This is a genomic window from Azospirillum sp. UENF 112521 (assembly GCF_058780665.1).
Genome location: NZ_JBSNCI010000002.1, coordinates 2769353 through 2784119 on the forward strand (window position 1 = coordinate 2769353; position 14767 = coordinate 2784119).

The window sequence follows — 14767 nt, forward strand, 5'->3', positions numbered from 1 at the left end:
CTGCCCGGAAACCGGCCGCCCGGACACCAATTGCGGCGACCGCCTTCCCGGCGGGGCGCCTCCGGCACCGGGCCACACGATTTCCAGGCCATCCCGCCACCCGAATGTCCAGACTGGGGGAACCGCTCATGCTGTTCGGACGAAAGACACCGCCCGCCGCTCCCAAGGCCGACAGCCCCGTCCCGCCGCAGCCGGCTGTCCGTCCGCACACCCCGGGCGAGCCCGGCGCCGTCTCGTCGCCGCTCGCCTCCCTCAACAATCCGGGGCTCAACACCCCGGCCCATGCCCCGGCCTCCGCTGTCGCGGCCGGAGCGGCCGCCCCCAGCATGGCCCACGCCCTGGCCGGCACGCAGCACGCCGCCCCGGCCTATCCCGACATGCCTTCCGCCTCGAAGGGACCCGACATGAACAGCATTCCCAAGCCCCCCTCCGCGCCGTCCGTGCCGGGTGCCGGCTTCAAGACCGACGTGCCGCGCCGGGTCGTCGACATGCCCGGCTCCGCCCCGCGCCAGCCGTCGATCCCGATCGCCAACCCGGCTGCCGCCCCCGTCGCCCAGGCTCCGGTCGCGCCGGCCCCCGTCGCCCCGGCCATGCCCGAGCAGCGCCGCCTGACCGTCGGCCGCGACATCTCGCTGACCGGCGAGATCGGCTCCTGCGACGTGCTGGTTGTCGAAGGCACGGTCGAGGCCAAGCTGCGCGAAGGCCGGCTGGTCGAGATCGCCGAGACCGGCCTGTTCAAGGGCTCGGTCGACATCGAGGAGGCCGACATCGCCGGCCGCTTCGAAGGCGACATCGCGGTCCGCGGCCGCCTGACCGTGCGCTCCACCGGCAAGATCACCGGGTCGATCCGCTTCGGCGAGCTGGCGGTCGATGCCGGCGGCCAGCTGGTCGGCGACATCCAGATCTACGGCACCGGCTCCAAGCCCGCCGCCGCCGCGGTCCAGCCGGTGGCCCAGCCCGTGGCCCAGCCCGTGATCGAGCAGATCCCGGCGGCCGAGACCGTCTGACCGGCCCCTGCGACCGGCAGAAACCGCAAGACGCCCGGCTGGCTCTCCGCCATGCCGGGCGTCTTGCGTTTGGGCCAAGCGAGATCAGGCCCCCCAATCAGGCGATGATCTTGTCCTTGAAGGCGCAGAGGTCGGCGACCGGGCAGACCGGGCACTCGGGCTTGCGCGCCTTGCAGACGTAGCGGCCGTGCAGGATCAGCCAGTGGTGGGCATGGCGGCGGTAGAGCTTCGGCACCGCCTTCAGCAGCTTCGCTTCCACCGCGTCCGGCGTCTTGCCGGGGGCGAGCCCGGTGCGGTTGCCGACGCGGAAGATGTGGGTGTCGACCGCGATGGTCTCCTCGCCGAAGGCGACGTTCAGCACGACGTTGGCGGTCTTGCGGCCGACGCCGGGAAGCTGTTCCAGCGCGTCGCGGTCGCGCGGCACCTCGCCGCCATGGCGCTCGATCAGCAGCTCCGACAGGCGGATGACGTTCTTGGCCTTGGTGTTGAACAGGCCGATGGTCTTGATGTACTGGCGCAGCCCCTCCTCGCCCAGCGCCACCATCTGCTGCGGCGTGGTGACGATTTGGAACAGCGGTCCGGTCGCCCGGTTCACCCCGACGTCGGTGGCCTGGGCCGACAGCACCACGGCGACCAGCAGCGTGTAAGGATTGACGTAGTCCAGCTCGCTCCGGGGTTCCGGGTTGGCGGCGGACAGGCGGCGGAAGAATTCCTGGACGGCGGCTGGCTTCATGACCGCCACCATAGCCGCAACGCCCGAGCCTGCGCCAGAGGCGGAACGGGCCAGGGAGAGTGGCCGTTTGACGGCGAACGATGACAGCCGCGAAACACTCCGGCGCAGACCGCAGGCCAAACTGCAGCGCTGCGTCGCAATTTGCGACAAAGATCGGAGCAATTGACGCCAGTTCAACAGAATTGGACGCAGGATTACGGCTTTCCGGTCGCTTTTGCGGTGGCGTATGATTTGCTGGCTGCGGGGGAACCGTTAGAACGCTTGAAGACGAACCATGGATTATCCTGGTTGTGGCGTTCGGATCGGATAAGGGTATTTGGAAATGACCGCGTCTTATCTTGTGGAACTGAAGGATTGGGGACTGCATGTCCGGTTGCAGGGCACCCTGTCGCTGGAGCAGCGCGACAGCATCGCCCGGCAGGTGGAGATGCACTGCGCCGCCCTGGGCGCGCGCGGTACGCCCTGGAGCAGCCTTGTCGAGTTCGACCGCTTCGAGGCCGAGGACTTCCGGCCGGAGATCGTCGTCGCCCTGATGAAGCTGGCCCGGCGCTGCGGACAGGTGCGGTGCGGCGTGGTGATGACCGACTGGGACTGGGCCGCGGTGATGGCGGAGGTGATGATCGTCGCCGGCATCGACGATCAGGCGCGGATCTTCGTCCTGGCCCAAGGCCTGAACCTCGACGGCAGCCTGGCCGGGGAGATCGAGGGCCGGCCGGCCGCAGACTATCCCGGCATGGACAGCGCCATGGCCTGGGTGCTGAACGGCGGCGCGGTGCCGATGGTGTCGCAGGCAGCATAAGGGGGCAGCATGACGAGGGCGGCATAACCCCGATTTCCTCGCGGTTTTCCGACGGGCGGCGCTGGGGTAGGATGGCCGCCATGCCAATCGACATCAGCGGCCCGCAACCCGGTGGCCGGCAGCCCGGCGACGGTCCCTCCCCCGCGGACAGCGGCGGCGGCAGCGGCTCGGTGCGCGTGCTGTTCGACGCCATCCTCCACCCGCACCGCAGCCTGGGCCGCAGCGGCTTCCGAATCCTGATGGCGGTGGTCGTGGCGATGAATTTGATCGTCGCCGGCATCTTCGTCGCCCATGGCGCCTGGCCGGTCGTGCCCTTCTGCGGGCTGGACGTGCTGGCGCTGTGGCTGGCCTTCCGGGTCAGCTACCGCTCCGCCCGCCAGTATGAGCGGGTGCGTCTGACCGAAACCGCGCTGACGGTGCAGCGGGTGCATTGGAAGGCGCCGGAGCGGCGCTGGTCCTTCCATCCCTACTGGCTGCGGATCACCCACAGCGAGCCGGCCGACCATGAGCGCCACGGCGCCGCCGGGCAGGTCACGCTGAGTTCCCATGGCCAGTCGGTGGGGGTCGGGTCCTTCCTGTCGCCGGACGAGCGGTCCAGCTTCGCCCGCGCGCTGGGCGACGCGCTGCGCGCCTGGCGCCGCCCCCCCTGCCCGCCGGCGCCGGCCGGATAGGGCAGCCTAAACGGCACACTCACCGCTTCTCCGCCGGGTCGGGCAGGCCGCGCTCCTCCAGCTCCTCGTCGACCTCGCGCTCCACTTCGCGTTCGACCGCGCGTTCGACCTTTTCGTCGATGCGGTGGTCCAGGCATTCGGCGGTCCTGGCGAGCTTTTCAAAGCTGCGCTTCACCTTCGCCAGCTCGTTTTCCGGCATCTCCTCCACATCGATCATGCCGTTGCGGGCGGAGTGGGTGGCGCGGATCAGCTCGTCCAGCTTCAGGTGGATGGCCTGGGTGTCGCGGTTCTGGGCGTTCTGGATGATGAACACCATCAGGAAGGTGACGATGGTGGTGCCGGTGTTGATCACCAGCTGCCAGGTGTCGGAAAAATGGAACAGCGGCCCGGTCAGTCCCCAGACCAGCACGACGGCGAAGGCGGTGACGAAGGCAGCCGGACGGCCGGACTGGCGCTCCATCCAGCGGGCGAACCGGGAAAAGGCATCGCTGAGCATGGTTGCGGCTGGCTCCCGCCGATCGGACGTACAGGACGTACATAAGGAAAACGCCCGGCAAAGCCGGGCGTTCCCTGTGCGTAAGGTCTGAGCCTGTGCTTACGGGCAGTACCCCTGGCGGGCGATACCCCCGGCGGTCAGGAGCCCTGGCTGAGCGCTTCCGCCAGCGCGCGGTCATGCGGGTTCTGGCCGACGACCAGCTGCATCGACTGGGTCGGCATGGAGATGCCCAGCTCGTCGAACTTCTTCTTGAGCAGGCGGTTGAACTCGCGGGTGACGCCCCACTGGCGGGTCGGGCGGGTCTTGAACTGGGCCAGGATGTTGATGCCGGTGTCGGACAGCTTGTCGACGCCCAGCACCTCCAGCGGGTTCAGGATGTCGGCGGCGAACTGCGGCTGGGCCTGCACCTCGGCCCCCGTCTCCTTCAGCGCGGCGATGATGCGGTCGGGATCCTCGCGGTTGGACACCGTGATGTTGAACAGGGTGACCGAGAAGTCCTTGCTCATGTTCTTCACGGTGGTGACGGCGCTGAACGGCACGGAATGCACGGCGCCCGACCCGTCGCGCAGGCGGATCGAGCGGATGGAGATCGCCTCCACCGTGCCGGAATGGCCGCCGCCGACGTCCACCGCGTCGCCGACCGACACCGTGTCCTCGAACAGGATGAACAGGCCGGTGATGATGTCCTTGACCAGAGTCTGCGATCCGAAACCGATGGCCAGACCGACGACACCGGCACCGGCCAGCAGCGGCGCGATGTTGACGCCCAGCTCCGACAGGGTGATCAGCGACACCATCGTCACCAGCAGGATCAGGAAGGCGTTGCGCAGCAGCGGCAGCAGCGTGCGCATGCGGGCGCTGCGTTCGATGCGGGTGCCGTTGCGGTCGGTGGCGCGCAGGAAATGCTCGATCAGCGCGCTGACCACCTCCCAGGCGACGATGGCGCCGGCCAGCAGCAGGCCGATGGAGATGGCGCTGCCGACGATGCGGCGGCCGGCGTTCGTTTCGACCATCCCCAGCGTGTCGATGCCCCAGCCGTTCAGCGCGGCGCCGAGCGCCACCAGCCAGATGATGATCTTGCCGATGCGCTGGACGATGGGGAGATAGTGGAAGGCGCGGGTGTGGAGCTGCGGCAGGTTGCCGGCCAGCTCGCGGTTCATGGTCAGGCCGCGGCGCAGCGTCCGGTTCAGCCCGCCCACCAGCAGCCGGGCCACCACCACCGCCACCACGGTCACGGCGGTGCCGCGGGCCAGGAATTCAAAGCCGCCATAGACGTTGAGCACCCAGACGCCCAGCGTCACCACGACATAGAGGATCGCCAGCACGTGCCAGATCTCGGCGAAGCGGCGGCGCGCGGTGCGCAGCACCGCCCCCTGCCCTTCCGCCTCGCGCCGGGCGGTCGCCAGCGGGTCGCCGTCGCCCGACAGCGGGTTGCCGCGCATCCAGTCGGCGACGCCGACCCGGTTCTGCAGGATCAGCGCGATCAGCATGGCGGCGATCACCACGCCCAGCAGCTTCAGCAGCGCGCCGTAGGCGCCCAGCGGCAGGCCCAGCACATAGGCCCCCTCCGCCAGGAAATAGCCGTAGACCGCCACGGCGATCAGCCGGCGCGACCAGATGTAGCAGCGCTTCGCCCCGGCCTCGCTGGTGTGGACCATGCGCAGGTTGGGCGCGTCGGGCGCGAACATCATCCGCACCAGGATCAGCAGCGCCTGGGTGATGACGGTGGCGTTGACCACCGCCAGCGCCACCAGCCGCACCCGCGGCGCCGGTTCGGTCACCGACAGGATGGTGTAGGCGACGACGATGAAGCCCAGGATCGGCGCCAGCTCCAGCACCGCCCGGCCGAGCAGCATCGGGATGCGCAGCAGGGTGGAGTCGACACGGCGGGCGGCCATGGCATGGCGCGGCCGGCTGAGCAGCCAGGCGATGCCGCGCGCAGCCACCGCGCCGATGCCGAGGATCATCGCCAGCTGGATGGCGATCTGGACCCAGCGGTCGCGGGCGGTGTCGTCCTGCGCCTGCCGCTGCACCCAGGACAGCGCCCCCGGCAGGTCGGAGAAGACGTTGGCGACCTGCACCAGCTGGCGACTGACCACGTCCATCCGCGCCGCCAGGAAGGCCAGCGCGCGGGCGCCCAGGGTCTGCGGCAGCGCCGACTCGCCTTCCGCCTCCTTGGCCTGGGCAAGGCCGCGCTGGGCGGTGATCAGGTTGCGCAGCTGGGTGACCAGCTGGGTGCGCGCATCCTGGTTCTCCAGCGTGCCGACCAGCGCCTCCAGCTGCTGCACGGTCGCCTCGTCCACCACCACCGGGGCGGCAGCGGGAGCGGCGCCACCGGCGGCCGGAGCCGCAACGGCGGCGGCGGGCGCTGCCGAGGCGGCGAGCACCGGCGTCCCCGCCCCGGCGAGCAGGCCCGCGAGAAGCAGGACGGCGAGGCCGCCGGACAGGAGCCGACGCCAAGCGCTTGGCAGAGGGTTTGCGGCGGGCGTTGCGGACCGGATCATCGGCAATTCACTCGGGTGGTCTTTGACGGGGCGGCGATGCGGGTGGGCGGCAAAAAACAGCCGGCCGGCACCCTGGCGTGGAACTGTGGCTCCAATATGCCGGGGCTCCATTATGCCGGGCTTCGGGAAGTTAGTTCTCCCGCTTGCGCTTGCCAACCCGACTGTCTGTTCCTTTTTTTAGCGGGACCCCTGCCGGAAACGGCGGAAACGGAGGACGAGCGATGAACGACACACCCAGCGGAGAGGACAGGACCGACCGGCCGGAGCCCGGGCAGGAGGTGGGCCGGGAGGTCGAGCGCGAAGGCGCCGTCCGCGACAAGCTGGTCGCCACCAAGGAGCAATGGGCGCGCGATGGCCGTGCCCTGACGGGACATGCCGCCGACCCGGCGCGCGACCGGCTGCCGCCCGGCCAGCGGCTGGTGACCGACTGGCCGGTGCTGGATCTCGGCATCACGCCGAAGGTGACGACGGCGAACTGGTCGCTCGCGGTGGACGGGCTGGTGGAGAACCGGCTGTCCTGGAGCTGGGACGATTTCCAGTCCCAGCCGCAGGAGAGCTTCGTCTCCGACATCCATTGCGTCACCACCTGGTCGCGCTACGACAACCGGTGGGAGGGGGTCAGCGCCCGCCGCCTGCTGGAGCTGGCCCGGCCGAAGCCGGAGGCGCGCTTCGTCGTCTTCCATTCCTTCGACGGCTACACCACCAACGTCGCCCTGTCGGACTTCGACGACGACGGCGTGCTGCTCGCCACCAACTGGGAAGGCCAGCCGATCAGCCGCGAGCATGGCGGCCCGGTGCGGATCATCCTGCCCAAGCTGTATCTGTGGAAGAGCGCCAAGTGGGTGAAGCGGATCGAGCTGCTGGCCGGCGACCGCAAGGGCTATTGGGAGGTCCGCGGCTACAACAACCACGCCGACCCGTGGCTGGAGGAGCGCTATTCGGACTGACGGGGGCGGCGCCGCACTTTCACCAAAAGCCACTTTCCCCTTCCCGGCGAAACCGTTAAGGTGCGGCGCAAGTGGCCCCGTAGCTCATCAGGATAGAGCGCGAGTTTCCTAAACTTGAGGCAGCAGGTTCGAGTCCTGCCGGGGTCACCACCACCTTAAAAAATCGCGGTTCAGTGCGCGACGATGGCGCAGACCGCCGCCTTCGTCGCCTTCGCCAGATCGGCGGGCGCCAGCACGATCTGCAGACCGCGCCGGCCGCCATTCACCACCATTTCCGACAGCGCCTCGGCGCTCGCGTCGATGAAGGTCGGCAACGCCTTCTTCTGGCCGAGCGGGCTGATGCCGCCGACCAGGAAGCCGGTGGTCTTTTCCGCCAGCGCCGGGTCGGCCAGATCGGCCTTCTTCGCCTTGGCCGCAGCGGCGATGGCCTTCAAATCCAGCTTGGCCGCGACCGGGATGACGGCGCAGGCCAGCGCCTTGGGCTCCAGCTGGACGATCAGGGTCTTGTAGACGATGGCGGGGTCGAGGCCGAGCGATTCGGCCGCGTGCAGGCCGATGGCGTCGGCCGACGGGTCGTACTCGTATTCCATCAGCCGGAAGGCGACGCCCGCCGCCTTCGCCGCATTGACCGCCGGGGTCACCTTCGCCGCCATGCTCCACACCGCTCACTGGGAAATAGCGGCGGGAGCTTGGCAGGCAGCGGTTTGGGTGTAAAGCCCTCTCCCCCGGAGGGAAGGGGCAGCATCCTCACTCCATCCCGCGCGACGACGGGTTGCCGATCATCGTCAGGAATTCGCGGCGGGTCGACGGGTCGGTGCGGAAGGCGCCCAGCATGCGGCTGGTCACCATGGTCACGCCGGTCTTGTGGATGCCGCGGGTCGTCATGCACTGGTGCTGCGCCTCGACCACCACGGCGACACCCTCGGGCTGGAGGACCTCGTCGATGGTGTTCGCGATCTGCGCCGTCATCTTCTCCTGGATTTGCAGGCGCTTGCCGTAGGCCTCGACCAGCCGCGCCAGCTTGGAGATGCCGACGACGCGGCGGCGCGGCAGATAGGCGACATGGGCCTTGCCGATGATCGGCACCATGTGGTGCTCGCAATAGGACTCGACCCGGATGTCGCGCAGCACGACCATCTCGTCGTAGCCGTCGGTCTCCTCGAAGGTGCGCGACAGGATCTCGACCGGGTCGATGCCGTAGCCGGCGAAGAATTCCTCGTAGGAGCGGACGACGCGGTCCGGCGTGCCGACCAGCCCCTCGCGCGCCGGATCGTCGCCGGCCCAGCGGATCAGGGTGCGCACCGCCTCCTCCGCCTCGGCGCGGGACGGACGGTCGAGGGCGTCCGGCCGGGACAGGCCGGGGCCGCGGAGCACGTTGTCGACCGCCGGAGGCTTGGCGTGCGGGGTCTTGGTAGCCGTCACGGGAACATCCTTTCCATAACTGATAACACGCCTTGCATGGACCGCCGGCCGTGAGCCGACGGCTGTCGCGCAACACGCCCATCCTGTCTGGCCATCCTGTCTGGCGTCACTCGGGTTTGCCGTCAGTACGGAGCCGATGCCTCGGCGGATCAACCGAACGGCCCGCAAGACGAAAAGGAAATATCTAGACCGGAGTGGCGGCGCCTGCCTTCCCGTTTCCGCCCGGTTTCTGTCGCCGGACGCCAGTCGGAAGACCCTAGATAGGGTCAGGCCTATGACCGTCAAGCGGTGGACAAACTACGGGCAGCCATGCGGCTTGTCAAAGCCGCGTGTTGAATTCTTCCAATAACCACACACATTCTATTGTATTATTTGCCTGCAGCCGGATTTCCGGGTCCGGGTTTTCCGGTCAGTTCAGCTGCATCGGCTGGTGCGGGCTGTCCAGCGAGAAGGCCGGGATCGTCACGTCGAAGGCGCGGCCGTCCTCGCCCTCCATGCCGTAGGTTCCGGCCATGATGCCGGACGGCGTGCCGAGCGGCGTGCCGCTGGTGTATTCGAAATGGTCGCCCGGCTCCAGCACCGGCTGTTCGCCGACGACGCCGGGGCCCCGCACCTCCTGCACGCGGCCCATGGCGTCGGTGATGCGCCAGTGGCGGGTGCGCAGCTGCACCGTCTCCTCGCCCTCATTCTCGATGCGGACATGATAGGCCCAGACGAAGCGCCCCTCCGCCGGGGACGACTGGTCCTCCAGGAACACGGGCTGGACGGTGACGCGGATGTCGTGGGTGACGGCGGTGTACATGGTCGAGGATCCTGGCAGGCAATCCGGGCGGACAGCCAAGTGAACGGCGCCGGCCGAAAAACGTGCCGGCGGCCGGGGAATCCGGCTGGCCGGGCGGCTGTCGGCCACAGAATAAGGTCCCCCCTCCGCACTGTCCAGAAGCGCCCCGGACAATCGTGGGACATGGCCGTATGGGGCCCGCATCCAGATGGATACAGTTATGCACTCCATCGGGGTCTCCGCGGTCTTGCGACGGGGGGGCGACGATGATATATGCGCAAGTCCCAGCAACGGCCGAAGAGCCTTGTCCATGTCTCGTTCGCACGCCCTTCGCATCCGACGACGGAGCCTCGCACCGCGCTTTGCGGTTGCGGCCGTCCTTGGGTCGCGTGCGAACGCCAAAGGCACATCGGGGACCTGACACCCCCGGCCTTCCGGCGGCGGCGCGATCCGCCCTTCAGAAGCCTTCTGAGAAGACCTTCTTCCCGCCGGGAGCCCCACCTGATGATCATCACCGTCGAAGAGCCGAAGCACGCCGCCGCCATCGAAGCCCTGCTGGACGCCTCCTTCGGTCCGGACCGCTTCAACAAGACCGCCTACCGGCTGCGCGACGGCGTCGACTCCATCCCCGCCCTGAACCTCGTCGCCATCGAGCATGACGAGCATGGCCGCGAGGTGGTGGTGGGCACCATCCGCTACTGGCCGATCCTGGTCGGCGGCGCCACCCCGTCCATCCTGCTCGGCCCCATCGCCGTCGCCGCCCATCTCCAGGGCAGCGGGCTGGGCAGCAAGATGATCCGGATGAGCCTGAACAAGGCGGTGGCGCTGGGCCACAAGTCGGTGATCCTGGTCGGCGACGCCCCCTATTACGAGCGGTTCGGTTTCTCCCGCGCCCTGACGCTGGGTATGGAGATGCCGGGTCCGGTCGACATGAGCCGGCTGTTGGGGCTGGAACTGGTCGAAGGCTCGCTGGCCGGCGCCGCCGGCATGATCGGCAAGCCGGAACCGGCCGACGCGCAGGATATCGCCATCGGCGCCACCCCTGTTCTCGGCCCGGTGCTGGCGACCTCCATCGACCTGCCGGCGGGAGACACCCCCGTCCCTTTCAGCGCCCTGTTCAGCCGGACGGCGGCGGAGCGACTTTGGACTGACCGGGTGCGCCGGACCGACTGGTTCTGGCGCGACGGCCTCCAGGCCGGGGCGGCGTGACGGTTCCGGATCGCGGAAACGGCTTGTTTTGCGAATTGGGCCTGTTTGCGAAATGTGGGCGGGGCGAAGCGGGATTGACTCGATTCGCCCCGCACGCGATACCATCTTTTCAGGAGCGACGCCGGACCGACGGCGTGCCGCGCGCCACGCAAAACCGTGAGCGCGCTATTCGTTTTTGTTCCAAGCGGAAGGGTGCGGGTTGACCAAGAAGCTGTTCATCAAGACCTGGGGCTGCCAGATGAACGTGTACGACTCCGCCCGCATGGTGGACGTCCTGGCACCGCTGGGCTACCAACCGGTCGATGAGCCGGACGGCGCCGACATGGTGATCCTGAACACCTGCCACATCCGCGAGAAGGCGGCCGAGAAGGTCTTCTCCGAGCTGGGCCGGCTGCGCCAGATGAAGGACCGCAAGGCGGAGGCCGAGGACGGCCGGATGATCCTGGCGGTCGCCGGCTGCGTCGCCCAGGCCGAGGGCGAGGAGATCGTCGCCCGCGCCCCCTTCGTCGACATGGTCTTCGGCCCGCAGACCTACCACACCCTGCCGGAGATGGTGGCGAAGGCCAGCCGCGCCGCCGGCAGCGTGCTGAACACCGACTTCCCGGCCGAATCCAAGTTCGACCTGCTGCCGGAGGAAGCCGGCAGCCAGGGCGTCGCCGCCTTCCTGGCGGTGCAGGAGGGTTGCGACAAGTTCTGCACCTTCTGCGTGGTGCCCTACACCCGCGGTGCCGAGTTCTCCCGCCCCGCCGGCCAGATCCTGGCCGAGGCGAAGCGGCTGGTCGCCGGCGGCACGCGCGAGATCACCCTGCTGGGCCAGAACGTCAACGCCTGGCACGGCGACGGGCCGGACGGCGCCACCTGGGGCCTCGGCCGGCTGATCCGCGAACTGGCGGAGATCGACGGGCTGGCGCGCATCCGCTACACCACCTCGCACCCGCGCGACATGGCCGACGACCTGATCCGCGCCCATGCCGAGGTGCCGCAGCTGATGCCCTATCTGCATCTGCCGGTGCAGGCCGGCTCCGACCGCGTCCTGGCGGCGATGAACCGCAAGCACAGCGCCGACGATTACCGCCGGCTGGTCGGCCGGCTGCGCGACGCCAAGCCCGACCTGGCGATGTCCGGCGACTTCATCGTCGGCTTCCCCGGCGAGACGGACGCCGATTTCGCCCAGACGCTGAAGCTGGTCACCGAGATCGGCTATGCGCAGGCCTATTCCTTCAAATACAGCTCGCGTCCCGGCACCCCGGCCGCGGTCGAGGGCGCCCAGCTGCCGGACGCAGTGAAGGAGGCACGGCTGGAGGCGCTGCGCCAGCTGCTGGACGCCCAGCAGATCGCCTTCAACCATGGCTTCGTCGGCCGCAGCGTGCCGGTCCTGTTCGACCGCGTCGGCCGCCGCGACGGCCAGCTGCTGGGCCGCAGCCCGTGGATGCAGTCGATCCATGCCGAGGCGGACGCACGGCTGCTCGGCCGCATCGTCGAGGTGCGGGTCGACGCGGCGCGGGCCAACAGCCTCGCCGGCACCGTGGTGACCGGTGAATACGTCACCGCCTCTCCCTTCCAGCCTGCCGTAACCTTGGAGGCCAGCGCTTGAACGGTCTGCCCGAACGGCGCATCGACGTTCAATTCGATGACAACCGTCTTCTGCCGATGCTGTATGGCGAGCATGACCGCCACCTCGCCCGCATCGAATCGCTTCTCGGCGTGTCGCTGATCTCGCGCGGCAACACCCTGACCATCTCCGGCCCGTCGGACGCCGCCGAAACGGCGCGGACGGCGCTGAACGGCCTGTATGGCCGGCTGAGCCGCGGCCAGACCATCGACGGCGGCGAGGTCGACGGCGCCGTCCGCATGGCGACCGCCGAGGCCAGTTTCGCCGGTGTTGCGAGCGGCGAGGAGCCGCGCGCGCCCGGCCCGCAGGCGACCATCACCCGCGCCGAAATCGCGCTGCGCACCCGCCGCCGCGGCCCGATCACCCCGCGCACCCCGACCCAGGCCGCCTATCTCCAGGCCCTGGCGGAGAGCGAGCTGGTCTTCGGGCTCGGCCCGGCCGGCACCGGCAAGACCTATCTGGCGGTGGCGCAGGCGGTGGCCCTGCTGACAACCGGCCAGGTCGACCGCATCGTGCTGTCGCGCCCGGCGGTCGAGGCCGGCGAGCGGCTGGGCTTCCTGCCCGGCGACCTGAAGGAAAAGGTCGATCCTTACCTGCGCCCGCTCTACGACGCGCTGCACGACATGCTGCCGGCGGAACAGGTCAAGAAGCGGCTGGAGTCCGGCGAGATCGAGATCGCACCGCTGGCCTTCATGCGCGGCCGGACGCTGGGCAACGCCTTCGTCATCCTCGACGAGGCGCAGAACACCACGCCGATGCAGATGAAGATGTTCCTCACCCGTCTCGGCGAAGGCGGGCGGATGGTCGTCACCGGCGACATCTCGCAGATCGACCTGCCGACCGGCACCCGGTCGGGCCTGCGCGACGCGCTCGACATCCTGCGCGGGGTGGAGGGCGTGCGCTTCGTCCGCTTCACCGACGCCGACGTCGTCCGCCACCCGATGGTGGCCCGCATCATCCGCGCCTATGACCAGGCCGATGCCCGCGAGGCGGAGCGCAAGCAGGCCCGCCGCACCAACACCGCGCCGGCTGGTTCCGCACCCGAAACGACCGTTGGTGATGCTGGGACCATTGGAGAACCGGAATGACCACCGCGGTCGACATCGCTGTTTCACGTGAAGCCGGCGACTGGGCCGAGGATGCCGAGTGGCTGGCGGAGCGCGCCGCCCTCGCGGCCCTCGCTGCCGCCTATGACGACGAGGAAGGCCCGGCCGAGCTGTCGGTCGTGCTGGCCGACGACGAGCTGGTCCACCGGCTGAACCGCGAGTATCGCGGCAAGGACAAGCCGACCAACGTCCTGTCCTTCGCCCTGACCGAGGCGGAGGAACCCGACGCGCAGGACGGCATGCCGGTGATGCTGGGCGACGTCATCCTCGCCTATGAAACGGTTGCACGCGAAGCCGCCGAACAGCGGAAAAGCTTCCAGGACCACATGACTCACCTTGTGATGCATGGTGTTCTGCATCTGCTGGGGTATGATCACGAGACGGACGACGAGGCCGAGGAGATGGAGGCGCTGGAAACCCGGTTGCTCGCCACGCTCGGAATCGCCGATCCTTACGCCGCCAACCACCAACCGCCGGACCGATGAGCGATATATCCGACAGTCGCACGCCCCGTGATGACAACGGGGCCGAAGACCATTCCCTGGGCCACCTGTTCAAGGGGTGGCTCCGCACCGTCTGGGGCGGCCGCGAGGACAATTCCCTGCGCGGCACCATCGAAGAGCTGATCTCCGGCCTGGACGATGCAGCCAGCGAGGACGGCGAGGATTCGCTGGGCACCGGCGAGCGGGCGCTGCTGACCAACATCCTGAAGCTGCGCGACCGCACCGTCGCCGACGTCATGGTGCCGCGCGCCGACATCATCGCCGTCGACATCGACACGCCCTTCCCTTCACTGGTCCAGCGCGTCGCCGAGGAAGGCCATTCCCGCCTGCCGGTGTTCCGCGAGACGCTGGACGACGTGGTCGGCATCATCCACATCAAGGATGTGATGACCCTGATGGCCAAACAGGCCGTCTCCGCCGAGGGCTTGCGCCAGAAGCCGGACCTGAGCGGCATCATCCGCGAGGCGAAGATCGTCGCCCCCTCCATGCATGTGCTCGACCTGCTGGTGCAGATGCGCCAGACCCGCCAGCACATGGCGCTGGTGGTGGACGAGTTCGGCGGCATCGACGGCCTCGTCACCATCGAGGATCTGGTCGAGGAGATCGTCGGCGAGATCGAGGACGAGCATGACGAGGCCGCGGCGCCGCGGCTGGTCGAACGTCCCGACGGCAGCCTGATCGCCGACGCCCGCCTGCCCATCGAGGATTTCGAGGTCCGGGTCGGCCCGGTGCTGACCGAGGAGGAGCGCGAGGACATCGACACGCTCGGCGGTCTGGTCGTCTCCATCGCCGGCCGGGTGCCGGGGCTGGGCGAACGGCTGGTCCATCCGTCGGGCCTGGAGTTCGAGATCGTCGATGCGGACTCCCGCCGCCTGAAGCGCCTGCGCGTCCACAATGTCCCGGCGAACAGCGTGGAGCTGGCGGAGACGGCCTGAGGAACGGGGTGGGGACGGTCTCCCCACCCCCACAACACAGCC

The 14767-nt window shown here is 68.9% G+C and carries 15 protein-coding genes and 1 tRNA gene; 10 read left to right on the plus strand and 6 right to left on the minus strand.

Features of this window, described 5'->3' with window-relative positions:
• The first annotated feature begins 128 nt into the window (after nucleotides 1–128).
• Complete coding sequence (locus ACWPN8_RS15540; RefSeq protein ID WP_492241322.1) at nucleotides 129–1007, plus strand: bactofilin family protein; 879 nt, start codon at nucleotides 129–131, stop codon at nucleotides 1005–1007.
• A gap of 97 nt (nucleotides 1008–1104) precedes the next feature.
• Here the strand turns inward: ACWPN8_RS15540 and nth are convergent, their stop codons facing one another.
• A complete protein-coding gene (gene nth, locus ACWPN8_RS15545; protein ID WP_492241323.1) occupies nucleotides 1105–1740 on the minus strand; it encodes an endonuclease III in 636 nt (211 codons plus the stop codon).
• 322 nt (nucleotides 1741–2062) lie between these two features.
• Between nth and ACWPN8_RS15550 the strand changes: the two genes are divergently transcribed.
• Both ACWPN8_RS15550 and ACWPN8_RS15555 read left to right on the plus strand, forming a co-directional pair.
• Nucleotides 2063–2539 carry a hypothetical protein gene (locus ACWPN8_RS15550; protein WP_109096080.1) on the plus strand — a complete coding sequence of 159 codons (477 nt, stop codon included), beginning with the start codon at nucleotides 2063–2065 and terminating at the stop codon, nucleotides 2537–2539.
• Between the two features lie 80 nt (nucleotides 2540–2619).
• On the plus strand, nucleotides 2620–3210 hold the full coding sequence (locus tag ACWPN8_RS15555; RefSeq protein ID WP_492241324.1) for a DUF2244 domain-containing protein: 591 nt from the start codon (nucleotides 2620–2622) through the stop codon (nucleotides 3208–3210).
• Nucleotides 3211–3229: 19 nt separating this feature from the next.
• Here the strand turns inward: ACWPN8_RS15555 and ACWPN8_RS15560 are convergent, their stop codons facing one another.
• Together ACWPN8_RS15560 and ACWPN8_RS15565 are read right to left on the minus strand one after the other, a co-directional pair.
• Nucleotides 3230–3706 (minus strand): low affinity iron permease family protein, encoded by a 477-nt coding sequence (locus ACWPN8_RS15560; protein WP_109096078.1) that lies wholly within the window; start codon nucleotides 3704–3706, stop codon nucleotides 3230–3232.
• A 137-nt stretch (nucleotides 3707–3843) separates the two neighbouring features.
• Nucleotides 3844–6210: a mechanosensitive ion channel domain-containing protein gene (locus ACWPN8_RS15565; RefSeq protein ID WP_109096077.1), complete on the minus strand. Its 2367-nt coding sequence runs from the start codon at nucleotides 6208–6210 to the stop codon at nucleotides 3844–3846.
• Nucleotides 6211–6431: 221 nt separating this feature from the next.
• On the opposite strand from ACWPN8_RS15565, the gene ACWPN8_RS15570 reads away from it, so the two are divergent.
• A complete protein-coding gene (locus ACWPN8_RS15570; RefSeq protein ID WP_492241325.1) occupies nucleotides 6432–7157 on the plus strand; it encodes a sulfite oxidase-like oxidoreductase in 726 nt (241 codons plus the stop codon).
• 73 nt (nucleotides 7158–7230) lie between these two features.
• Nucleotides 7231–7307 (plus strand) — tRNA-Arg (locus tag ACWPN8_RS15575).
• A gap of 20 nt (nucleotides 7308–7327) precedes the next feature.
• Here the strand turns inward: ACWPN8_RS15575 and ybaK are convergent.
• The 3 genes from ybaK to apaG all read right to left on the minus strand — a co-directional run bounded on the left by ybaK (nucleotide 7328) and on the right by apaG (nucleotide 9381).
• Nucleotides 7328–7810, minus strand: coding sequence for a Cys-tRNA(Pro) deacylase (gene ybaK / locus ACWPN8_RS15580; protein WP_199237490.1), 483 nt, complete (start codon nucleotides 7808–7810; stop codon nucleotides 7328–7330).
• 94 nt (nucleotides 7811–7904) lie between these two features.
• Complete coding sequence (folE, locus tag ACWPN8_RS15585; RefSeq protein WP_174471515.1) at nucleotides 7905–8531, minus strand: GTP cyclohydrolase I FolE; 627 nt, start codon at nucleotides 8529–8531, stop codon at nucleotides 7905–7907.
• A 457-nt stretch (nucleotides 8532–8988) separates the two neighbouring features.
• A complete protein-coding gene (apaG, locus tag ACWPN8_RS15590) occupies nucleotides 8989–9381 on the minus strand; it encodes a Co2+/Mg2+ efflux protein ApaG (RefSeq protein ID WP_098740939.1) in 393 nt (130 codons plus the stop codon).
• Nucleotides 9382–9864: 483 nt separating this feature from the next.
• Between apaG and ACWPN8_RS15595 the strand changes: the two genes are divergently transcribed.
• The 5 genes from ACWPN8_RS15595 to ACWPN8_RS15615 all read left to right on the plus strand — a co-directional run bounded on the left by ACWPN8_RS15595 (nucleotide 9865) and on the right by ACWPN8_RS15615 (nucleotide 14725).
• Nucleotides 9865–10569 carry a GNAT family N-acetyltransferase gene (locus ACWPN8_RS15595; RefSeq protein ID WP_492241326.1) on the plus strand — a complete coding sequence of 235 codons (705 nt, stop codon included), beginning with the start codon at nucleotides 9865–9867 and terminating at the stop codon, nucleotides 10567–10569.
• A 199-nt stretch (nucleotides 10570–10768) separates the two neighbouring features.
• Nucleotides 10769–12163 (plus strand): tRNA (N6-isopentenyl adenosine(37)-C2)-methylthiotransferase MiaB, encoded by a 1395-nt coding sequence (miaB, locus tag ACWPN8_RS15600; RefSeq protein ID WP_492241327.1) that lies wholly within the window; start codon nucleotides 10769–10771, stop codon nucleotides 12161–12163.
• Complete coding sequence (locus tag ACWPN8_RS15605; RefSeq protein ID WP_492241328.1) at nucleotides 12160–13269, plus strand: PhoH family protein; 1110 nt, start codon at nucleotides 12160–12162, stop codon at nucleotides 13267–13269. Before miaB ends, ACWPN8_RS15605 begins: the two co-directional genes overlap by 4 nt.
• Nucleotides 13266–13772, plus strand: coding sequence for an rRNA maturation RNase YbeY (ybeY, locus tag ACWPN8_RS15610; RefSeq protein WP_492241329.1), 507 nt, complete (start codon nucleotides 13266–13268; stop codon nucleotides 13770–13772). Before ACWPN8_RS15605 ends, ybeY begins: the two co-directional genes overlap by 4 nt.
• Nucleotides 13769–14725, plus strand: a complete 957-nt coding sequence (locus ACWPN8_RS15615; protein WP_492241330.1) for a hemolysin family protein — start codon at nucleotides 13769–13771, stop codon at nucleotides 14723–14725. Before ybeY ends, ACWPN8_RS15615 begins: the two co-directional genes overlap by 4 nt.
• Nucleotides 14726–14767 lie beyond the last annotated feature (42 nt).